General features: G+C 39.0%; 26 protein-coding genes. 13 read left to right on the top strand and 13 right to left on the bottom strand.

The genetic code is table 11. From position 1 onward, the window contains the following. Positions 1-34: 34 nt before the first annotated feature. The 3 genes from CLV81_RS10190 to radC are packed head-to-tail and all read right to left on the bottom strand — an operon-like array spanning position 35 to position 2,704. Positions 35-721: a YjjG family noncanonical pyrimidine nucleotidase gene (locus CLV81_RS10190; protein WP_106145038.1), complete on the bottom strand. Its 687-nt coding sequence runs from the start codon at positions 719-721 to the stop codon at positions 35-37. After that, a complete protein-coding gene (locus tag CLV81_RS10185; protein ID WP_106145037.1) occupies positions 714-2,009 on the bottom strand; it encodes a polysaccharide deacetylase family protein in 1,296 nt (431 codons plus the stop codon). Before CLV81_RS10185 ends, CLV81_RS10190 begins: the two co-directional genes overlap by 8 nt. Before the next feature lie 2 nt (positions 2,010-2,011). Then, positions 2,012-2,704: a RadC family protein gene (radC, locus tag CLV81_RS10180; protein ID WP_106145036.1), complete on the bottom strand. Its 693-nt coding sequence runs from the start codon at positions 2,702-2,704 to the stop codon at positions 2,012-2,014. Positions 2,705-2,959: 255 nt separating this feature from the next. Between radC and CLV81_RS10175 the strand changes: the two genes are divergently transcribed. From CLV81_RS10175 to CLV81_RS10135, 9 genes are all read left to right on the top strand, one after another. Beyond that, positions 2,960-3,505 (top strand): GNAT family N-acetyltransferase, encoded by a 546-nt coding sequence (locus tag CLV81_RS10175; protein ID WP_106145035.1) that lies wholly within the window; start codon positions 2,960-2,962, stop codon positions 3,503-3,505. Positions 3,506-3,617: 112 nt separating this feature from the next. Further along, positions 3,618-4,142 (top strand): DinB family protein, encoded by a 525-nt coding sequence (locus CLV81_RS10170; RefSeq protein ID WP_106145034.1) that lies wholly within the window; start codon positions 3,618-3,620, stop codon positions 4,140-4,142. A 38-nt stretch (positions 4,143-4,180) separates the two neighbouring features. Continuing rightward, entirely contained in the window at positions 4,181-4,540 is a 360-nt protein-coding gene (locus tag CLV81_RS10165; RefSeq protein WP_106145033.1) for a nuclear transport factor 2 family protein, read from the top strand. Positions 4,541-4,718: 178 nt separating this feature from the next. Then, positions 4,719-5,276 (top strand): DUF1572 family protein, encoded by a 558-nt coding sequence (locus CLV81_RS10160; protein WP_106145032.1) that lies wholly within the window; start codon positions 4,719-4,721, stop codon positions 5,274-5,276. Between the two features lie 86 nt (positions 5,277-5,362). Next, entirely contained in the window at positions 5,363-6,133 is a 771-nt protein-coding gene (locus tag CLV81_RS10155) for an MBL fold metallo-hydrolase (protein ID WP_106145031.1), read from the top strand. Positions 6,134-6,200: 67 nt separating this feature from the next. Beyond that, the gene (locus CLV81_RS10150; RefSeq protein WP_106145030.1) at positions 6,201-6,698 is read left to right on the top strand and encodes a GNAT family N-acetyltransferase; all 498 of its coding nucleotides are present in this window, start codon (positions 6,201-6,203) and stop codon (positions 6,696-6,698) included. Positions 6,699-6,863: 165 nt separating this feature from the next. After that, positions 6,864-7,577, top strand: coding sequence for a DUF4386 domain-containing protein (locus CLV81_RS10145; RefSeq protein ID WP_146129878.1), 714 nt, complete (start codon positions 6,864-6,866; stop codon positions 7,575-7,577). Between the two features lie 159 nt (positions 7,578-7,736). Beyond that, the gene (locus CLV81_RS10140; RefSeq protein WP_146129877.1) at positions 7,737-8,321 is read left to right on the top strand and encodes a nuclear transport factor 2 family protein; all 585 of its coding nucleotides are present in this window, start codon (positions 7,737-7,739) and stop codon (positions 8,319-8,321) included. Positions 8,322-8,399: 78 nt separating this feature from the next. After that, positions 8,400-8,771 carry a DUF7079 family protein gene (locus CLV81_RS10135; RefSeq protein WP_106145027.1) on the top strand — a complete coding sequence of 124 codons (372 nt, stop codon included), beginning with the start codon at positions 8,400-8,402 and terminating at the stop codon, positions 8,769-8,771. Positions 8,772-8,791: 20 nt separating this feature from the next. On the opposite strand, the gene CLV81_RS10130 is transcribed toward CLV81_RS10135, so the two are convergent. Next, positions 8,792-10,135 carry a UDP-N-acetylmuramate--L-alanine ligase gene (locus CLV81_RS10130; protein ID WP_106145026.1) on the bottom strand — a complete coding sequence of 448 codons (1,344 nt, stop codon included), beginning with the start codon at positions 10,133-10,135 and terminating at the stop codon, positions 8,792-8,794. Between the two features lie 65 nt (positions 10,136-10,200). Next, on the bottom strand, positions 10,201-11,013 hold the full coding sequence (locus tag CLV81_RS10125; protein WP_158259110.1) for a tetratricopeptide repeat protein: 813 nt from the start codon (positions 11,011-11,013) through the stop codon (positions 10,201-10,203). A gap of 204 nt (positions 11,014-11,217) precedes the next feature. Here CLV81_RS10125 and CLV81_RS10120 point away from each other — a divergent pair, with 204 nt between their 5' ends. The 3 genes from CLV81_RS10120 (at position 11,218) to CLV81_RS10110 (ending at position 12,759) form a co-directional block, all read left to right on the top strand. Beyond that, positions 11,218-11,529, top strand: a complete 312-nt coding sequence (locus CLV81_RS10120) for a cupin domain-containing protein (protein WP_106145024.1) — start codon at positions 11,218-11,220, stop codon at positions 11,527-11,529. Between the two features lie 2 nt (positions 11,530-11,531). Next, positions 11,532-12,317 (top strand): SDR family oxidoreductase, encoded by a 786-nt coding sequence (locus CLV81_RS10115; RefSeq protein ID WP_106145023.1) that lies wholly within the window; start codon positions 11,532-11,534, stop codon positions 12,315-12,317. Positions 12,318-12,384: 67 nt separating this feature from the next. Then, positions 12,385-12,759 carry a DoxX family membrane protein gene (locus CLV81_RS10110; RefSeq protein ID WP_106145022.1) on the top strand — a complete coding sequence of 125 codons (375 nt, stop codon included), beginning with the start codon at positions 12,385-12,387 and terminating at the stop codon, positions 12,757-12,759. A 140-nt stretch (positions 12,760-12,899) separates the two neighbouring features. Here CLV81_RS10110 and CLV81_RS10105 read toward each other — a convergent pair whose 3' ends face one another. The 8 genes from CLV81_RS10105 to CLV81_RS10070 form a co-directional block, all read right to left on the bottom strand. Next, a complete protein-coding gene (locus CLV81_RS10105) occupies positions 12,900-13,625 on the bottom strand; it encodes a LytR/AlgR family response regulator transcription factor (RefSeq protein WP_106145021.1) in 726 nt (241 codons plus the stop codon). Further along, the gene (locus tag CLV81_RS10100) at positions 13,622-14,680 is read right to left on the bottom strand and encodes a sensor histidine kinase (protein WP_106145020.1); all 1,059 of its coding nucleotides are present in this window, start codon (positions 14,678-14,680) and stop codon (positions 13,622-13,624) included. Before CLV81_RS10100 ends, CLV81_RS10105 begins: the two co-directional genes overlap by 4 nt. Positions 14,681-14,723: 43 nt before the next feature. After that, complete coding sequence (locus CLV81_RS10095; RefSeq protein WP_106145019.1) at positions 14,724-15,062, bottom strand: hypothetical protein; 339 nt, start codon at positions 15,060-15,062, stop codon at positions 14,724-14,726. 3 nt (positions 15,063-15,065) lie between these two features. Further along, a complete protein-coding gene (locus tag CLV81_RS10090) occupies positions 15,066-15,272 on the bottom strand; it encodes a hypothetical protein (RefSeq protein ID WP_106145018.1) in 207 nt (68 codons plus the stop codon). 252 nt (positions 15,273-15,524) lie between these two features. Further along, the gene (locus tag CLV81_RS10085; protein ID WP_106147453.1) at positions 15,525-17,774 is read right to left on the bottom strand and encodes a S9 family peptidase; all 2,250 of its coding nucleotides are present in this window, start codon (positions 17,772-17,774) and stop codon (positions 15,525-15,527) included. Positions 17,775-17,996: 222 nt separating this feature from the next. Further along, positions 17,997-18,521, bottom strand: a complete 525-nt coding sequence (locus CLV81_RS10080) for a DUF4136 domain-containing protein (RefSeq protein WP_106145017.1) — start codon at positions 18,519-18,521, stop codon at positions 17,997-17,999. Positions 18,522-18,583: 62 nt separating this feature from the next. Further along, positions 18,584-19,585: a GTPase ObgE gene (gene obgE, locus CLV81_RS10075; protein WP_106145016.1), complete on the bottom strand. Its 1,002-nt coding sequence runs from the start codon at positions 19,583-19,585 to the stop codon at positions 18,584-18,586. A 33-nt stretch (positions 19,586-19,618) separates the two neighbouring features. Further along, positions 19,619-20,728, bottom strand: coding sequence for an adenylate kinase (locus CLV81_RS10070; RefSeq protein WP_106145015.1), 1,110 nt, complete (start codon positions 20,726-20,728; stop codon positions 19,619-19,621). A gap of 118 nt (positions 20,729-20,846) precedes the next feature. Here CLV81_RS10070 and CLV81_RS10065 point away from each other — a divergent pair, with 118 nt between their 5' ends. Then, the gene (locus CLV81_RS10065; protein ID WP_106145014.1) at positions 20,847-22,001 is read left to right on the top strand and encodes a 5-(carboxyamino)imidazole ribonucleotide synthase; all 1,155 of its coding nucleotides are present in this window, start codon (positions 20,847-20,849) and stop codon (positions 21,999-22,001) included. Position 22,002 lies beyond the last annotated feature (1 nt).

Below are 22,002 nucleotides of genomic sequence, written 5' to 3'. Positions count from 1 at the left end.
AACAAATAGGCTTTACTACTACCCTACTATAACTCTATAAAAGGTTTTTTATTTCGTCCAAATTGTTAATGATTCTACACAATTGGTGCTTAGGTTCATTGTGAAAATTAAAATGAAGTGCCTGCATACCTAGGGCTTGCGCTCCCATAATATCAGCTTCACGATTATCCCCTATCATTAACGACCTCTTTGCTGAGGTATCCGCCAATTTCAATGCTGCTTCGAAAATTTGAGGATGTGGTTTTTTCACCCCTGCGGTCTCAGAATCAATGATTTCATTAAAAAAATGTTGAATGTTGGAGTTTCTTATCTTACTTCTTTGGGTTTCGCGAAACCCATTGGTGATTATATGTAGATTATATTTTGGAGCCAAATACTCAAGCACTTGCCTTGCATTGGGAATAAGATTGCCAAAAGTGGATAAATAATTGATGTATCGCTCAGAAAGGATAAATATCAATTCATCCGAAGCTTCATATCCGAGGGCATCAAACGTTTCTTTCAATCTGTTGTAGCGCAAGTCTTCTTTGCTAATCCTGTTTTCCCTATACACTTTCCAATAGGAGAGATTTATAGGTCTATACACCTCTAAAAAAGAAGTTATTTCCACATCGACCTCATTTTCAACCAATATTTTTTTGAAAGTAAGGGCAGAATTCAATTCAAAGTCCCAAAGCGTATGATCCAAATCAAAAAAAATATCCTCAACTCCTTCAAACATGATAACGTTTCAATAGATTTTCATAGAGCAAAATCCAAGGGATTCTATGTTTGCTCCCTAGGAGTTCATTGGAAAAAATGACAACAAAACTGCCCTTTACCTCTTTTGTGTTTCTAAAGATAGTATCCAATTTATCGAATACCTCATTGGGTTTTTTACAATCCAGCAGGGCGTAATCATGTATTGCAAAAGGATGAACCTTTAGGGGCTGCTTGGATTCAAGACTAATGTCATAAAAATGAAAAGGGGTACAAGTACCTGCCCTAAAACCAATCTGATGTGTATAACCCATAGAAAAATCATCAGTGAACTCTGATTCAATCAGAGTACGATAGGTATTGGGCACATTTACACGATTATAACGGAGTCTTGCATACTTTATGGGTCTATGAATCAAACCGCCAAGACCTTTTTTCTCCTCAATAAGAACCGTTTTGTCCGTAGATGATAAAAACGAGGTGCTCAGTGATACAACACTATAATCGGCAATGGATTTAATTAAGTACCGGAACTTGTTATTGTTCGGTGAAATGTTTTTATCGTGGGCAGAATACTCGGCAAATTGAAAGAAGAACATACTTTTTGCCTTAAATCTTTTATGTATCTGGACCAGTTTTTCAAAGTTGTCATATGGGTCTTTGGAAAGGCCTAATAGTACGGTAGTACGTTTGACCATTCTTCTAAAACGAAGCTTTCCAAAATCCAGTAAATATCCTCCCAAAGAACGGACCAAACCGCGATGTGCATAGCAATGGGATGCTGTTACATTGACTATACTGGTGAAATTGTACTTCCTTTTTTTGGATTGGATATCAGGGAAACGTACTTTGAGCAATCTGAACAACTTATAGGCCCAGAGGTCCACAACCGGTATCTCTAAAAACTTATTCCTGAAAGCCAGACTTTCTTTCGCAGGGTAGCGGCCAACACTGTCCTTAACATGTGGAAGGTATTCTTCGTACCGACTTAACAGAAAAAAACTAGCTGAAAAAATATCATAGGGTATGGCGCTTTTCTCATCGGTGGCAAAAAAACAAGGAACACCCTCCCAATCAGAAACACGAATGTCCAAATCATTGATACCCTGTTCAAACAAAAGGTCATTGCTGCGCATAAAAAATTCGTTCTGTAAGGCCTGCTTAGTATAGGTTATTTTGGGACCTGCATGTTTTATAAAATCTTCCACCCTGGTGGTCAGTGTGGTATCAACCCCCAAAATTCCCTCAAAAATCTGTTTGGTCACATAGGTAAGGCGGTTGGTGATTTTATGGCTGTATATGAGCAACATGTTCAAAGTATTCCTTTATCGGCAAAGCTAAGATACTCGTGTTGGGCTAAAATTAGGTGGTCTAAAACCTTTAAATCCAAAGCTTCTGCCGCAATTTTTAGCTTTTTGGTTATCTGTTTGTCAGATGTGCTTGGTTTTGTACTCCCGGAGGGGTGGTTATGTGCTAAAATAATGGCTACCGCACCAAGCTCCAACGCTCGTTTCAGTACCAAGCGTACATCTACCAAGGTTCCCGTAATGCCCCCCTTGCTTAACTGGGATTTATGAATCACCTTGTTGGAGTTGTTCAAATAGACTACCCAAAACTCTTCATGTTCTAATTCTCCGATAAAGGGATACAACAATGTAAAAGCATCATGGCTGCTGCCAATTTTTTCTACTTTGATTCCTTCCTTACCCTGTCTACGACGGCCTACCTCCAAGGCTGCCGCAATGGTAATGGCCTTAGCCTCTCCTATTCCTTTGAATTTTTTTAGTTGATCAATGGACAGTTTTCCGAGTTCGCTTAGATTGTTGTCCACGGTGGAAAGAATACGTTGAGAAAGTTGTACCGCAGTCTCACGTCTGTTGCCTGACCCAATTAAAATAGCCAAAAGTTCTGCATTTGAAAGTACAGAACGTCCTTTTTGTGCCAACTTTTCTCTGGGTTTGTCGTCATCAGCCCAATTTTTGATGGAAAGGCTCTTTTCTTGCATGCACTAAATATAGTAGTTTCCCAATTATGGTGGCAATAAAAAACAAATAGTCGTATGTAATCAAATCTGAAGTAAATCATTGAAAAACAAAGGGTTTACTATTCATTTATAAAAAGAAATGTTTGTACTCAATTGTACTTGAGTACAAATGCGTAATTTGTTTTATCCTCGCTGCATTTATAGAATTGCTAAAGGTTTTTATAAAGATTTAAACAACCGAATCTTTATCACCGTTGGGTTCAATTAAAATGACTAATGAAACCATTTAAAGTCTTAAATTCCGATAGAACTGCAATCCGAAGATTGGAGTTAAGAGACAGGGAAAAGCTTGTTGAATTGCTTTGCAATAAAGCTGTAACCCGACATATGACTTTTCCTGAAGAAATATTGACGGAAAAAGGGGTTTCGGATTTACTTGAAACCACTATTGGCCTATATGAATCAGAAAAACCACTTTTGTCCTATGCTGTCACACAAGACCAGAACAACGAGTTTATTGGCGTTTCAGGATTCACTCTTTTGGAAAACGAAGAAGTCGAAATCTTTTGTGCCTTTCTTCCAGAATATTGGGGAAAGGGATTTGCTACCGAAGTATTAAAAAAGCTTTCTGATTATATATTGGAAAGCGGAAATTGTGAAGCAGTTGTTGCACCAATTGCAAGGGCCAACAAAGCCTCCACAAGAGCAGCAGAAAAAGCTGGATTCATTAATCTTGGTTTACTTCAGCATCCAGCATATGATGATTTGGTGTTTATGTTTAAAAAAACAAAAAGTGGGCAAAAAGATGAACACCACCCATAGCTGTGCATAACTTGATTTTTTGTAGTTTCATTTTACTAAAGAATATCTGTGCAGACCACAAAGCCCTAGCCAATAAAATCGCGCTCGCAAAGCAGAATTCAAAACCAATAAAATGACAGAAATCCAAATCCTCACCAAACAAACGAAAACCGCATTTGAGTGGACTAAAAAGTTGATTTCCCCTGTACCACATGAGAAATGGGATACCCTGGCAAACGGAATTGACTCAAATTTAAGTTGGCAGGTCGGTCATCAAACCATCAGTATTTATTACCATACAGTTATGACTACAGTAGGGCATATTCCTGAAGTAATTGAAAAGCTGAATTTACGTCTCTATACCGAAATGTGTAACTATGACACCCTTGCGAAGGATATGGTAGGAAAAACCAATCCCAAGCAGCTAACGGAGCATTTGGAGTATATGCAATTACGGTCTTTAAAAGTAATTGAATCACTATCCGACAACGACTTGAAAAAAGCCGTCAAACCGACCAAAGTTCCTCATCCGATTGCTAAAACCATATTTGACACAATAGATTGGAACATAAAACACACCATGTGGCATTGTGGGCAAATTGCCACCATAAGAAGGATAGTGGACAGTTCCTTTGATTTTGGAATTGGAAAGCCCTAGAATCCTTTATAGTAAACTAACAGAACGAACTTACATCAATGCGACCAAAACAATTAATCGAAGAATGGGTAAAGGCTTTTAACGAAGGAAACGCTGAAAAGATTTCAGAGTTTTATCAAGATGACGCTATTAACCATCAAGTGACTCATCAACCTGTGGTTGGAAAAACCGCTATCAGAGAAATGTTTCAAAATGAGTTTAATCAAGCGGATATGACTTGTATAATTGAGAATATCTTTGAGGATAACGATTGGGGTATCTTGGAATGGAAAGACCCATTGGGACTGCGTGGTTGTGGATTCTTTCAATTTGAAAATGGGAAAATAAAATTTCAAAGAGGATATTGGGATAAGTTATCTTTCCTACGGCAACATAATTTACCGATACCTACCGAATAAACAGAACGGAAGCCTAACCATAGCCATAATTTATACTCACAATTTGCTAACTTCAAATTGAGAAACCAGCAGCAGCTATGTTTACCGTATTTTTAAATACGCCTAGGGTGAAGCGTGAAATATCCTAGGTTTTGTGGAGCACAAATCATAGAAAGACTGTTGTGGTGAACAAAAAAACATGGAAGAAAACTACCTAAATAGCGTCTTAAAGCAATTTGAGTACTACAAAATACTTGGAGAGAAAACTTTCGCTCAACTTAATGAACAGGAACTGTTTTGGCAGTTCAACGAAGAAAGCAATTCGATTGCAGTTGTTGTCAATCATCTTTGGGGAAACATGAAATCCAGATGGACCGATTTTTTAGTTTCCGATGGAGAAAAAGAATGGCGAGATAGAGACTCGGAATTTGAATCAGTAATTAAATCAAAGGAAGAATTGCTTAAAAAGTGGCATGATGGATGGTCCTGTCTTTTCCAAGCAATAAACTCGGTTAACACTAATAACTTTCAGACTGAAATCCTCATTAGGAATCAAAGCCATTCCATAGTTGAAGCAATAAACAGGCAGATGATGCATTACGCCTATCACATAGGGCAAATTGTGTACATCGGGAGAATGATCAAAGGAAAAAAATGGCAAAGCTTGTCCATTCCAAAGGGTAAGTCCAATGACTTTAATACCGAAAAATTTTCAAGGGGAAAGCATAAAGGGCATTATACGGACGGCTTAAAGTAAAACGAATGGAATAGGTGTATATAAAATAGGTAACCCCGTGGCAGTTTTAGCTCCAAATAATAAACGGATAAGTAATACGTGAAAAAATGAAGATATATCACTTGCGAAATGCAACAATGGTAATAGAAACTAGCGAGTCAACCATTTTAGTTGACCCAATGCTGGCCAAAAAGGGAAAAGCAGGCCCTCCATTTACCCTTTTCAGATTTAAACCTAGAAGGAATCCGATTGTAGATTTGCCCTCGAATGCCATGAAAATTGTAGAAAAAACGACCCATTGCCTAATCACACACCTCCATCCTGACCATTTGGACAAAAAAGCTGAAGAATTTCTTCTTTCAAACCAAACCCCTGTCATTTGCAGCGTGCTGGATGAGTCGATTTTGAAAAAAAGAGGTTTGAATGTTGTTCAAACCGTAGACTATTGGGAAGAAACGGATTTTTTGGGAGGTAAGATTCGTGGAATCCCAGCAAAGCATGGCTATGGATTTGTTTCCAAACCCATGGGGAATGTGATGGGCTATTATTTAAAATTGCCAAGTGAAAAATCCATTTATTTAAGCTCTGATACTATATACACGGAAGATGTTCATAAGGTATTGACTGAATTGAAACCAGATATTTCGGTAGTTGCGAGTGGAACTGCGCAATTAGATATATTTCAACCATTGTTAATGAGAATGGATGATATCTTAAAGTTTGTCAAGAACGCTCCGGAAACAGTGATTGCCAATCATTTGGAGGCTGTAAATCACTGTCCCACAAAAAGGAGCTATTTAAGAAATGAAGTTGAGAGTATCAGTCTATCGGGAAAAGTGTTTATTCCCGAAGATGGGGAAAGTATTGAGTTTGAATAGAAAATTACTATCAAAATTGTAAATAAGCCATAACCTTCTGTTCTAGCCAATTTTAGATAATCATATTGTGAAAATCATAATCCGAAAAGCTGAAGAAAGAGATGTTACCGAAATTTTGGATATCGTGAATTACGAAATCCTAAATTCTACAGTGCTCTATGATTATAAAAAAAGGACTTACCAGCAGCAATTGGTGTGGTTTGAAAAAAAGCAAATTGACAAAATGCCAATAATTGTTGCCGAAATTGAGAATCGAGTTGCAGGATTCGGGACTTATGGAATCTTTAGGCCATGGGCAGCCTATCAATTTAGTGTTGAACATTCTATCTATGTTCATAGGGATATGAGAGCTAACGGAGTTGGAAAAAAGCTTTTGTCAAAACTTATCGAATTGGCAAAAGACAATGGTTTTCATACAATGATTGCCGGAGTTGACGGTTCGAATGAAAAAAGTTTTGAATTTCATAAAAACTTTGGATTTGAGGAAATAGGGACTTTTAAGGAGATTGGATTTAAATTTGACAAATGGCTGGACTTGAGATTTTTGCAACTCTTTTTAAAATAAAAACCAGCTACAATAATGGCTATAAGTAATTGCTTGTTATCGCCTTCTTCTTAAAATCCCTATGGATTTTCAGATTATTGTGTTTTGCAAAGTTAAATACTAAACCTTGCAACTACTCATAGCCTAGATCGGTTACAACTGATAGATGAATAGTTAAAATCATACGTGAAAAGTGTTCAATCAGAAATATCAATACGTATAGCTGCAAAGGTTGCAGGTTATGCACTTTTGTTCATGACCATAGCAGCAGTAGCTGCTACCGATCTTACGATTGGCCCTTTAATAGAATTGGAAAATCCCACAGCTTCAATCAATAACGTAAAAAGCAATCAGATGCTTTTTAGGTTGGGTATTCTAAGTTGGATAGTAGTCCTGATTTGTGATATACTTGCTGCCTGGGGGTTATATGTTTATTTAAGCCCCGTCAATAAAAGAATTTCCTTACTTGCCGCTTGGTTAAGAATAGTTTATACCGCTATTTTGGGAACCTCTATCTTAAACCTCAACCATGTCCTGGAACTAATTGGCTCGGAATATCATTTAACGACAATTGGTTATGCGCACTTCGAGTCACAGACCTGGTTATTTCTTAGGAGTTTTGATTCTTCATGGTCCATAGGGCTAATAATTTTTTCGCTTCATATCTTTTTTCTTGGATACCTTGGGTTAAAATCCAATTATGTACCCAAAATACTCTCCATCTTCCTATTAATAGGATCTTTTGGATATATACTTATTCATTTGTTCAATCTGCTAAGTCCTCAATTTCAAAGCTTAATACAAATACTTGGGTGGATATTCATCATACCCATGCTATCAGAGGTTGCATTGGGTTTATGGTTGCTGGTTAAAGGAAAAAATGTGACGTTCAAGAAATAGGGATACTCCTGATATCTGCTAGAATTTGTGGCTGTAATTTATTAACTTTCAGCCTACAAACCCCCGCGAACTGGATTTGTCCAGGTGGTAAAATTCATTATCCTCCTATACCACCGCAAATCACAGCAAAAACCAATAGATAACATAAATCCATCAACTATGATACGAGTATTATCGTTTTTAGTAATGTTCGCATTGAGCATTACTGCCTATTCCCAAAAAGACAGTTTATCAGTAAGTAATGAACTGGACAAGAACAAAGAAATTGCACGTAATTTTTATCAAGACCTTTGGTTTACCAACAATACTGATAAATACATTGACTATGTTGCCAAAGAATACGTTGTTCATGATATCGGTGACAGAAAGGGGGTTACCGAGCCGGCTATAGAGCAAAAAATAATAGCGGACCGCTTTTGGGATAACGGAACTTGGGATTCCAAAATTAATTATCAAATAGCCGAAGGAGACCTTGTCGCTACCCGATGGGAGGCTACCTATAAACCTTCAACTTTTTTAGGCAAAGTAGTCTTCGGGTCAGGGACAATTCCGATAATAAATGTTTTTAGAATTAATGACGAAGGTAAAATTGTAGAAATATGGAATCATAGACACGACATTGACACGCCACAAACCATGAAATTTACAACCCAGGGATTGTTAATTGGATTGTTGATTGCTCTGATTCCTACAATTATTGCATTTAGATTGAAAAGAAAACTAAAGGCAATGCAAAAACAATAAAAATCGCTCGAACATTATTGTGGTGGACTTTGATACAAATATGCTGAATATCATCACATACATTTAATAAGTGAAAATTTGAATATAGAAGAGAGGAAACCTATTTGGATTGCGCTGTCTGATTTTTACCTTGATACCGAACTTCAAGAATCGGATTTCATACATATAGCCCATAAAATAATTGAAAGTCCCTATTCTTTCGAGAAAGTAAGGGAAATAGACAAATACGAGGTTTTTCCTATCCTTCAACCAAACTTAATGAACGTGGCTGGAGAATGGGCCGGTTTCGATGAAGAATGGTTGGTTAATCAAATTAAAGAATCACTATCGAAAAGGGATATGGCAAAAAAAATTGGAATCGAAAGTTCGTATTTAACCCTAAAATGGATGTGCGAGAAGTATTGGGAAAGACTTGAAAAAGTTTATAATGAGATAAAATCAAAATCCTAAACCAAACCAAATATCTGTTCTTATTTCAGCTGGTCAAAATCAAGTCCCCCATAATTGCCAGAGCTCATGAGCAATAAAGCTGTATCATCCAAGTTTTTGCCGAAAAGGAACCGTTGAAACGCGCTAGGGTCAGTATAAACCTTAAGGTCTTGGTTTTTGAAAGCATCCCGAATCTGGGATTCGGTGACTTCTTCCAGTCCCTTAATTCTAACAGCATCCGGAGAATAAAAAACAACTGCCTGGTCCGCCTCATCCAAAGCGCCTTCGTATTCCTTTAAAAATTCAGCATTTAAACTGCTATAGGTATGCAGTTCCAGACAAGCCAACAATCTTTTATCAGGATACTGTTCTTTCACCGCAGAGGTAGTGGCTCTAACCTTACTTGGAGAATGGGCAAAATCTTTGAATACTACTGTGCTACCTCTTTCCGCTATCTTCTCCATCCGTTTTGAAGCACCTTTAAATGAAGCAATAGCTTCATAGAAATCGGCCTCATCCACTCCCATCTGTTGACAAATCCATTTGGCACCGGCCAGATTGTTCAAATTATGCTTTCCAAAAATTTCAATAGGCATTTCACCCTCTGGGGTATCCAATAAGGTAAGCCCATCCTCAACTTTGTATTCTGGAGTTTCATATGGAAACTTGCGTATAGTGTTTTCAGAAGATTCAACCACCGCCTTCAAGGTTTTATCCTCGACATTATAGGTAATGCTACCTCCTTTGACTATTCCGTCAACAAAAATCTTGAACTGCTCCACATACCCCTCAAAAGTTGGGAACACATTGATATGATCCCAGGCAATTCCGCTCAATAGGGCAATATTCGGTTGATACAAATGAAATTTTGGTCTTCTATCAATGGCAGAGGACAAATATTCATCGCCTTCAAGCACAATAAAATCATTGGTAGTGGTCAGATGCACCATCCTATCAAAACCTTCCAACTGGGCACCAACCATGTAATCCACTTCTATGTTACAGTATTGGAGCACATGCAGAATCATGGAGGTTATTGTGGTTTTCCCATGGCTTCCACCAATGACCACGCGGGTCTTATCCTTGGATTGTTCATACAAAAACTCTGGATACGAATACATGGGAACTCCAAGCTCTTGTGCTCGTATTAATTCCGGATTATCGGCTTTTGCATGCATTCCCAATATGACAGCATCCAATTCTGAGTGGATTTTATTAGGAAACCATCCAAATTCAGCGGGTAATATGCCTTTAGCAGCTAGTCTGCCCTTCGAGGGTTCAAAAATCACATCATCGCTGCCCGTTACCTCGTATCCCTTATCTGCCAAGGCGAGGGCCAAATTATGCATAGCGCTACCGCCAATGGCTATGAAATGAATCTTCATAAATTGAATTTACCCGCCAAAGATAGCTATTGCACCAAAAAATATTTTGAAGTTTTTACCTCGCCTTAGAGCATATTGATGATTTTTCGCTCTTCCAAAGCCAGTTTGGATTTTGAATCCGATTGTAATGCCTTTTTTATCCAGATACTGGCTGCTGGTCTATCGCCCTTTAAGCGATATAGCTTTGCCATTTGATAGTATGCTTTTGAAACAGGCACTCCATCCTTTACGCCATAATCTTGAATGTAGGTTTTCATCCGTTCAATCCCATTCTCCAAATCCACATTAAAGTCACCACACACCTTTCCAATAAGATAGTTGAGCTGATTTCGCTCTACGGTTTGCAGGTTTTTAAAATATGGGACGGTCTTCCTTAAGTTTTCTTGGGCCTTTTGTGGTTCATCTTCCAAATCATACAGGTATGCCAAAGCGAAATGACCTTCAAGCGGAGATATTTTCAAAAGCTCCCTGGCACATTGAAAAGCCTTGGAGGTACTTCCACCTAGAATAGCCGGTACTGTGGTATAAAATTCAATCAAGCCCCATCTTACGTCAATGTGCTTGGGGTTCAAATCCGCGGATTTTAGAAAACTCTTCTTGATTTTCCCGACCAACATCAACGCTTTTACCCTGCTACCACTCTCCGCTTTTCTGGCCATAACCCCTCCATATTTGAACTGTAGTTCTGCATCCCTTGGAAATAGGGCCACCAAATCTTCATATAAAGCTATGGCTGCGTCCCATTCTCGCAGATTTCCATGGGTTTCTGCCAAAAGCGCTTTCACCTCGGGAGAGGAATTCTGTTTTACCTCATCCTGCAGAATAGCTTTTACTTGCTGGTATTTTTTTTGGGCAAACAAACTCGAAGCCCTTTCCATTTGCGATTGTTGACTAAAAATCGGGAAAGCACTCAAAAAAATAAGTAAGAATACAAGTCTCATAAAAGGGTTAAAACACAAATAATGTCGTTTGTATTTGGGTTTCCTTAAGCTGGGACACTGTTAATTTTAAGATAAGAGGGAGGAGTTGGCCTTAATGGCCTATTTCAGTATTTTTAGCTTTATAGAAAAACAATAGTGCAAATGAATCTATCTGAAATTCCCTCAAAGGAAATAATGCCTGGATACCATGGCAAACTTGTACATTCTGAAAGCATGACATGGGTTTTCTGGGATGTGGAAGAAGGGGCCGCAGTACCCGAGCACCATCATGTCAATGAACAGATAATGCATGTGGTTGAAGGTGATTTTGAGTTTACCTTAGATGGAAAAACCGCGATTTATCATGCCGGTGATGTTGTGGTAATTCCTTCGAACGTTCCGCATGGCGGCAAAGCTCTGACACCTTGCAAATTGATGGATGTTTTCAACCCGGTACGAGCAGAATATAAGTAGATATGAATATTTCTTTACTCGGTAAAAATGCCCTAGTGGGAGGCAGTAGCAAAGGCATTGGAAAGGCAATTGCCTTACAGTTGGCATCTAGCGGCGCCAACGTTACCGTAATGGCCCGAAACGAAGAGGCTCTAAAAACGGTTGTGGACGAAATGGATACCACCAAAGGCCAAAACCACCAGTATTTGGTAGTCGATTTTTCAGATTTTGACGGGTTTACTCAAAGAATATCCATGTTTTTTGAAAACCAAACCGTAGATATTTTGGTAAACAACACCCAAGGTCCCGAAGCCGGCGGGGCACTGGAAAAATCCGTTTCTGACTACCAAAAAGCATTTGATTTACTATTTAAGTCGGTTGTGCTGACCACTGAACACGCACTTAGGGGAATGCTTCAAAAAAAATGGGGCCGTATTATCAATGTAGCTTCAATTTCGGTCAAGGAGCCATTGAATTATTTGGCACTTTCCAATTCAATTCGAGCAGCAATGGTTACTTGGGCCAAAAGTCTGGCCTATGATGTAGGTAAGGACAATATTACTGTAAACAGCGTATTGACTGGTTATTTTGATACCGATAGGATTGCCTCACTTAATGCGAAGAAGGCAGAGAAAATGGGGATTTCTCCTGACAAAGTAAGAAGTGCCATGGAAGAGCAGGTTCCAGCGAAACGCATCGGTAGGCCCAAAGAATATGGGTTTCTGGTCACCTTTTTGGCTTCGGAACAAGCTGGTTATATTTCGGGCACCAATATCCCCATAGATGGAGGACTCTTGAAATCCATGTAACCACCCATCTTTCAGTAGGTTGATAAAAATTAAGTACATTTAGTATCTAACCTAAAAATTCAAACTGATGAATTCAAAAATTTTTTTGGTGGTTCGATTGCTCCTTGGCATCGTGATGCTGGTTTTTGGAGTAAACAAATTCTATGAGTTTTTACCCCCCTTTGAACTTACTGGACCTCCCCTAGATTATTTTATTTCCCTTTCAGCAAGTAAGACGCTGGATTTAGTGGGTCTTGTTGAAGTTTTAGCAGGATTGGCCCTTGTTCTCAACCGTTATGGAGCGCTTATGGCGATTGTTTTGATGAGTGTCTCTGTGAACGCAGTACTTTTTCATGCCACGCTTGCTCCTGCCGACATTGGTCCGGCTATAGGAATGCTCGTTTTGAATATTATTGTACTTATTGGATATAAGGACCGATATAAGGATATACTCAGGGCTTAACTTAAAAGAGGCTATCTTAAAAATAAAGTTTCGTCAACCTGAACTTGTTTCAGGTTCTCTTAAATATTTCAATTTCATAATATTGAGATTCTGAAATGAATTCAGAATGACGATTTTCACTCTTTTAAGATGGCCTCTTTCTATAGACTCATTTTGTCTTTGAAAATATAGGATTGTCGTCTGGAAACTTCTATTTCGTCCCCATTCTTCATTTTCAATTTTAACTTCCCATTGAACCAAGGTACGACGCTCTCAATATAGTTGGTATTGATTATCTGCTGTCGATTTACCCTAAAAAAGGAATCTTCGGGTAGTTTTTCCTCAATTTGGTTCAAAGATTTGTAAAGTAGTGGTCTTTTATCCTGGAAAAAGACACGCGTATAGTTTCCAACAATTTCAAAATGGGAAATCTCACCTATTTTTATGAGCCAGCAGGCTTCCCCATCCTTTATAAAAATTTGACTGTCTGCCGAAAGACGATTTCCTTTGGCATTTTGCGACTTTTTTTCATTCAGTTTTGCTTCTGCCTTTTCTAGGGCCAAGGCAAAACGCTTTGCGTTTACGGGCTTTAACAAATAATCCAAAGCATTGTATTCAAAGGATTTTATCGCATATTCATCAAAGGCTGTGGTAAAAATGGTGATAGGGACATCATCCAGCATTTCCAAAAGTTCAAAGCCATCCTTTTCTGGCATATTGATGTCTAAAAACAAAATATCGGGATGCTCATTCTGGATCAACTCATACCCTGAATCCACATTTCCTGCCTCCCCTATTAATTCTACCTCGTCATGTTGCTTTAGCAACTCCTTAAGTTCCTGACGGGCCAAACGCGAATCCTCAACAATCACAGCTTTCATTTTCATGCCAAGGGAATTTTAATAAGTGCTACAACCTCGTCTGCTATCTCGCTTAAATAAAAGGATGCTTTATCAGCATAAAGCAACTTCAAACGTTGCCTAATATTTTTTAATCCTAGCTGAGTAGTGTTATGCGCAATCTGTAGTTTGCCGGTATTCTTTACCTCTATCTTTAATAATTCGGCATCCTTCTTTATACTCAATATGATTTTTCCACCGTGTTTTAAATTGGAAATGCCATGTTTCACGGCGTTTTCTACTAAGAGTTGTATTACCATGGGTGGAATATCAAGCCCTAAAGTACTTGAATCAACATCTTTTATAAATTCCAATCGGTCTTCAAATTGAATCTTGCTTAAATCAATATAATTATCCACCACTTCAAGTTCTTCCTCAACAGGGATTGAATTGATGTTGTTTTTGGTCATGGAATACCGAAGAATTTCCGATAATTTGGTTAGCATTTCACGGGATTTATCAACATCTTCCAACATAAGACCCCTAATATTATTAAGACTATTGAACATGAAGTGGGGGTTGATTTGCCCTTTAAGCGTATTGAGCTGTGCCTGCTTAAGATTAGTGTTCAACTCCAGTCGTTCTATGCGGTCCCTGTTCAGTTTGAGCAATAGTTTGATTACCAAATAGGTAACAAGCCATGCACCAACCATAAAAAGGGCGTTGATAATCTGAAGCCACACCGCATTATAGGCCTTATACAACTGGATTTCCGCGTCCGTATGTTCCGGTCCAAACTTTCCATAAAGGTATCCAAAGGCATAATTCATACCCCCAAAGAGGAAACAAGTAACCAAAAATGAAACGGTAATCTTAAAAAAATCCTTTACATCGAACGATTCAAAACTTACATTTCTCTTCAAGTACCAGCGAAGAAGGGAGGTTGTAGAAACACTTATGAAAATACCAAAGACAATGGAGTAAACCATTAAAGAGGTGTTCTTCTCTTTTACCACAAAAAGTGAAAGACTATTGATGAAGCCCCACCCCAAAAACTGGAGCACCCAAAAAATGGTATTTTGATTTTTCTCGGTAATATTCATCCGTAATTATTTCGACATCAAATATATTGACTTTAGGAAGTTTTTAGTGGATAACGTGGTATAGAAGCTTCCCAACACCAAAACCAATACCGAAGCATATAACTACAGCTAAAAAGGTTATAAAAGCTACTTTAACCGCTTGATTCCGATTTAAAACTGCTTTACCGTCGCCTGCCACCATGCTTTTTGATTCGTTCTTGATTGTGGAAAACGAACAAGAGGACAATATCTTCCTTCCGAAAGCCTGATAAAAAAACAATGCAGCGGTCAAAAATGAAAGCCCAGCTAAAGCCCTATTTTCAGATTGGTCAATTTGAAAAAACCCAACTATGGTGAATGTAAAGGATGCTAGAACTGCGAGTACTTTTTCTTTCCGTTCCATAATCTATTTTCTTTTGGATTCTGTATTCTTTCGCTTTGCCCTACAAGAACGTCTGTCATTTATAAATGCAATCCAAATCATGGAAGTTCCTGCATAAAAAATTGGAAAGAACTTACTGTACCCAGACTCAGTACTCCTTAAATATAAGGCGATTGCAACACAGGCCATTCCCAATCCCAGTACAATCCATTGATCTTTTCTTAGTTTCATTTTAATAAGGTTTAGAAGATTATTAGAAAAAGTGAGGTCAAAAGTGTCATTATCAATTTTGCTAGAGTTATCATATCTGGATTTTAAGTTGTTCTATACGGCTAAACTATCACAAGAACGGCGGGCACAAAACCAATTTATGACCAGTGGCAAAAACAAATGCTTAAACGGTAACCACCTGTTTGACCTAAACTAAAAAAGTAAAAAAGGAGCCCGAAGGCTCCTTTTCATTTTTTGATTGATGTGTATTTGTTAATCCTTCAAAGGTTTTGGGATTTCCTGATTACCCAAATGTTTGGCATAAAAGCCCATCATTGCCTTGTATAGCTCTATCCGGTTCTCTTCTTTTCCAAATCCATGGCCTTCATCATACTTTACCATATAGGGAACATCAAATCCTTTGCCTCGTAAAGCACTCACAATCTGGTCGGATTCGTCAATGTTTACTCTGGGATCATTGGCCCCCTGTACTACGAACAAAGGCTTTTTGATCTTATCAATTTGATAGACCGGGGATACTTCCTCCATAATTTTCTTTTCTTCTGGAATGTCTTCATCATACCAAATCTCTTTGATAATTTTTAGGTAGGGCTTCCAGTAAGGCGGAATGGTCTCCATAAAAGTGAATAGATTGGAGACTCCCACATAGTCCACTCCGCATGCATACAAGTCTGGTGTTTTGGTAAGTCCTCTAAGTACTGCATATCCTCCATGGCTTCCTCCATAAATAGCCACTTTGCCAGGGTCTATCCAGCCTTGATCGATAACATATTCAACTCCATCCTCTACATCGTCCATCGCTTTTCTTCCTATCTGCTTGAATCCAGATTCCAAGAATTCTTTACCATATCCTCCCGAAATTCTGAAGTTTACCTGAAGTGTTGCATAACCTCTACTAGCAAACAATTGAGATTCCGGGTTAAAACCCCAAGAGTCCCGTATTCCCTGTGGCCCACCATGCGGATTCACAATCAATGGTACTTTTTCACCAGCCAAAGCAGCTTTCGGTAAGGTAATATACCCGTGCAATGTGAGTCCATCCCTGCTTTTGAAGCTAATTGGGCGCATTTCGGACATATCTTCTTCCTTTAGCTGAGGCATTAAGTTGTATAGGAATTTGAATTCATCCGTGTTCTGATTGTATGAGTAGTACTCCCCATAGAGTTTGTCGCTTTGGATGAAAATCAAGAATTGGTCCTCTTCATCAGTAAAGTCGGCTATAGAATATTGCTTCCCGGGAAAACGGTCTATGATTTTCGCATGGAACTGTTTATAGAAGTCGCTTACAGGTACAATTTCTGTTTTCTCCCCCTCATATTGAAAATAGTCCATTTCGTAACCCCTCTTCCTTGAGATTCCCATATCCTGCACATCGTACCTGTCGTTTGAGAACACTTTTTTTAGAATCTTGCCTTCTTTTAAGTCATATAAGATCACTTCAGCTTTATCATTATCCAAATTGGAAACCATATAAGCATCATTGGGGTTGTCCGAAGCATAGTTAAAGTCAAGAATGGAGAAAGCGTCCTTCCAATTCAAACTCTTAATCACCTTATAACCTCCATTCCCATCTTCGTAATAGAGGTCTTGTTCAACGCCATCCCTAATCTTAGTATAGGCCTTCAAATTTCCATCCTTATCAAAGTTATAGCCTACAATGGGATTGGCGGGGTCTTCATTGGAAAACAGTTGTTTTAACTCCCCTGTATTCACATTTACCTTGTAAGGTTCAAAAACCTGTGCATTGTTTTTATTCATGGAAACAATAATGTGGTCCTTGTCTTCTTTTAGGAGTTCAGTAAACTGCGCTTGAACTCCATCAAAAGGGGTAAGGTCTTTCAAATTGCTCCCATCCAAATCAACAGCATAGATGTGGTAATTCTCATCCCCGCCTTTGTCCATTGCATAGACAAGTCTATTATTGCTTATCCAGCCGTAGCCACGCACCAACTCTTCTTTCTCCTCAATGGCTCTTTTTACCTCTCCCGATGCTATTTCCTTCACCATGATATGTCTTTTGCCGTTTTCATCTTTCTCACGGTACGACATATATTTTCCGTCCGGAGAAAACCTAAAAGTGGACGCTTTAGGGCGAGCAAAATAATCCTCAACTTTATAGCGATAATCCCCTTGGTCCAATGAGGCCAATTCCAATAGCTCAGCCTCCGAGCTCACCAAATCAGGATTTCCTGGAATTGTTTTTTCCTTTTTTTCAAGATTTAATGGTAATTCCATACCGCCTTGAAAAAATGTACCTTCCATTTTATCGCCGCTTGCTGTTCCCACGTATTTGATGCCAGCTTGCTTAAAAACTACTGTAAGTTGACTGTCTTCAAAAGTGGTCTCATCCATTGGGATTCCAGTTGCTCCTTGGGAGGGACTGTCCATAGTAGCTGATAAAACCCCCTCTTCTTCTGAAACATTGAATACCAAAGGCATTTCCGCTCCTTGCACTTCAATTGTACCATGCCAGGACCCCACAACTTCCTGAGCTTGGGACATAATACCAAAAGCCAAGAAAAATAGGGTTCCAAAAATCTGTTTCGTTTTTTGTGTTTTTTTCATTCGTAGTAATTTAATTTTCTCTGTTAAGAAGTAGTTTACCTGAAATAAGACTCATCCTAGTGAGTGTTTGTTACAAACTTCGAGGACAAAAATATGAGAGGAGACTCCCTACAGGTAGTTAAATATGACAAGCGGTAATTTCTGAAGCTTTAGCGGGAGTCATTTCTTCTCTGGTGGGTACTTGGAGAACACTTTTTTGACCACAGCCCGAAGTTTATCTTCCCTCACACTTGGAGATCCATTGTCTCTATAGCCACTTTCACTGAAGGCCTGCCAAAAAAGCGCATCACGATCAGCGTCTACAAAATCAAATTGAATCATGCGTTGCAAACTGGAATTCCCCACAGGTATTCCAAGTGAAACCCCACCCCCAACATTTCTCCCGGTGCCACCAATACCGACACCTACAGCATTGTTTGGAGCACTACGGAATTCATTGCTTAAAATATTAATAAAGAAGTCAGGCTCTTCGGCCAATTGATAGCCTTTTGTTTTCAAGGTGGAATCCAAAACCCGAAGCAATCTTCTTTCGTCCAATTGGGTCAATCCGGTTTCCATATCTGAAAAGTAGTTGTAGGTAGAATATTTGGAGAAATCCACATTACGATCAAAATCATAGTCTACCCTTACCGCACTGCAAGAGACAATCAACATCAAAATAGCCAACCCAAGAACAAATCGCATTCTTTTGAAATTTATATACTAAAGTTACTGAATCTATGCCTTTAAAAGCAATCTTGTAAGGGTTAATCGTTTAAAAGCGCCCAGAGTTTATCCTTTAACTCCTGAATCCCCATTTGAGCTACGGAAGAAATAAACAAATAGGGCGTACCCTTGAGGTCTTTATCCAATTCCACCTTCATTTCGGCCATTAGTTCTTCATCCAGCATGTCACATTTAGATATGGCCACTAACCTATCTTTATCCAAAAGTTCTGGGTTGTAGCGCCTTAATTCATCAAGCAAAATTTCATATTCCTTTGAAATGTCATTGCTGTCCGCAGGAATTAAAAAAAGTAGGGTGGCATTTCGCTCAATATGTCGAAGAAAATAATGTCCCAAACCTTTTCCTTCCGCGGCCCCTTCAATAATTCCTGGAATATCGGCCATCACAAAGCTCGAAAAATCACGGTGTTGCACAATACCGAGATTAGGTTTTAAGGTGGTGAACTCGTAGTCCGCGATTTTGGGTTTAGCCGAAGTCATAACGGATAGAAGGGTTGATTTTCCAGCATTTGGAAAACCCACCAAACCTACATCAGCCAAAACCTTTAATTCAAGGGTTACTTGGGTTTCTCCCCCTGGGATTCCCGGTTGTGCGTATCTCGGAGTCTGATTGGTAGGACTTTTAAAGTGCCAATTCCCTCGGCCTCCCTTACCACCCTCCAAAATGATTTTTTCTTCCTGATCATCCGTAATCTCAAACAACACCTTATTGGTTTCGGTGTCTCGAACCACTGTTCCTAAAGGAACTTCCAAATACACATCTTCACCGTCCGCTCCTGTGCTGCGGTTTTTGCTACCATGTTCTCCATGGCCTGCTTTGAAATGCTTTTTGAATTTGTAATGGATCAATGTCCAAAGATTCTTGTTGCCTTTCAGAATAACATGACCTCCACGACCGCCGTCCCCTCCATCGGGACCTCCCTTGGCCACATATTTTTCACGGTGTAGATGCGCAGAACCTTTGCCCCCATTCCCAGAGGCAACATGCACTTTCACATAATCGACAAAATTACCCTCGGTCATCGTATATCAAAAAAATGTAAAGAAGGCTAGGAATTACTCCAATGAATCAATCACTTTGCCCAAACGCTCTGTGATTTCCGAAATCTCACCGATTCCATTGACCGAATGAAACTTTCCTTGTTTTTCGTAGTAGGCGCGCAAGGGGGCTGTTTTCGCATTGTATTCGTCAAAACGATTTCGGATTTTATCTTCATCTTGGTCATCTGAACGTCCACTTTCCTTTCCACGTTCCAACAAGCGGGCCACCAAAATATCATCTTCTGCTTCGAGTGCAATGGTAGCATCCACTTGCATGTCCTTGGACTCAAGGAAATTATCCAATGCTTCGGCCTGTGCTGCGGTTCTTGGGAATCCGTCAAAAATGAATCCTCCAGCCTCAGGGTTTTTCTCCACTTCGTCCTTTAACATATCAATGGTGACTTCATCGGGCACCAAATCCCCTCTATCAATATAAGACTTGGCGAGCTTTCCCAATTCGGTACCATTCTTCATGTTGTAACGAAAAACATCCCCAGTGGAAATATGTTTTAGGTTGTATTTTTCTTTTAAAAATCCGGCTTGGGTTCCTTTTCCAGCTCCTGGCTTTCCGAATAGCACTAGGTTAATCATATGTGATTCATTAAGTTGATATATTTCCCTTAAATTACGCCCCAATTCATTGTAATCCAATCCATATCCTACAATAAAGTTATCCGGGATTTCCAAACCTACATAGTCGATTGTATATTCTCCATTATATACTTCAGGTTTGTAAAAAAGAGAGGCAATTTTAAACTCTTTTACATTGGTATTTGAAAATAGATGCACCAACTGTTTTAAGGTTCTTCCGGTGTCAATAACATCTTCAAGAATAATGACACTTTTCCCATCAACATCCTCAGGAATGTCCAATAGGCTTTCCACAATACCTGTAGATGTCAACCCCTGATATGAACTCAAACGAACAAAAGATACTTCACAAGGATGTGGATAGGCCTTCAAAAAATCGGCAACAAACATAAAAGCCCCATTGAGCACACCCACAAAAACAGGTACCTTATCCTTATAATCTTCCGCTATTTGATGGGCAATCTTATCAATAGCTTCCAGAATCTGAGCTTCTCTTAAAAAGGGTTTGAAGTACTTGTCGTGAAGTCTAATCAAAGCTATGGTTAGTTTTTATCAGGTTGGCAAAGATAACATTTTATGAGGTCTTTCTGGCCAAGGCTTTTACCGCTTTCATGAATTGACGTATTTTTGCTTCCATTCGAATAAGAAGTCAATGCATTTTTTCTCTTCAAACTTTAAATTAGGTATTTTGGGCGGTGGACAATTGGGCAAAATGTTGCTATACGAAACCCGTAAATGGGACATTCAAACCAAGGTAATGGACCCTTCTCCCGAAGCTCCGTGCAAAATTGCCTGTAATGAATTTGTTCAAGGGGATTTAATGGATTTTGATACCGTTTGTGCATTCGGAAAGGATGTGGACGTCCTCACCATAGAAATAGAGAATGTAAATGTAGATGCGCTTGAAAAATTGGAAGAGGATGGCATAACCGTTTATCCTTCATCCCATACGCTCCGTACTATACAAAACAAGGCAAACCAGAAGTTGTTTTATGTAGATCATAGTATTCCCACTTCACCTTTTACGCGATTTGCATACACTTCGGAAATTGCGGATAGTATTTCTAAAGGAGGACTGCAGTTACCTTTTGTATGGAAAAGTGCCCAGTTTGGGTACGATGGACAAGGAGTGAAGATTGTACGTCAGCTTGATGATTTAAAAGAATTGCCCAATGTAGAATGTATTGCCGAGCGGTTGATAGATTTTAAAAATGAGCTTGCCGTAATCGTAGCTAGAAATGCGGAAGGTCACATTCAAACGTATCCTGTTGTGGAAATGGAGTTTCATCCCGAGGCCAATCAAGTGGAATACGTAATTTGTCCAGCAAGAATCGATAATCAAGTTGCTGAAAAAGCTAGAGAAGTCGCTTTAAAAGTATCCAAACAAATGGAGCATGTAGGCCTTTTGGCCGTGGAAATGTTCCAAACCCAAGATGATGAAATTTTGGTAAACGAAGTGGCTCCAAGACCCCATAATAGTGGTCATTACAGCATTGAAGGAAGTTATACCAATCAATTTGAGCAACACATAAGAGCCATTTTGGGTCTGCCCTTGGGAAAAACAGATAGTAAGGTAGCAGGAGTAATGGTTAATCTTGTGGGTGCAGAGGGACATACCGGGCACGTTATTTATCAGAATATGAATGAGATTTTGAAAATGGAAGGGGTTACCCCCCACGTGTATGGTAAAAAGCAGACACGCCCGTTTCGGAAAATGGGTCATGTTACTATTGTAGACAAAGACATGTCCAAAGCCAGGGCCAAGGCACAAGAAGTAAAAGAATTAATTAAAGTGGTAAGTCAATAAT

The organism is Flagellimonas meridianipacifica (assembly GCF_003001695.1).
Classification (GTDB): domain Bacteria; phylum Bacteroidota; class Bacteroidia; order Flavobacteriales; family Flavobacteriaceae; genus Flagellimonas; species Flagellimonas meridianipacifica.
The sequence above is the reverse complement of the archived record's forward strand: the minus strand, read 5'-3'. Positions and strand labels throughout refer to the sequence as shown.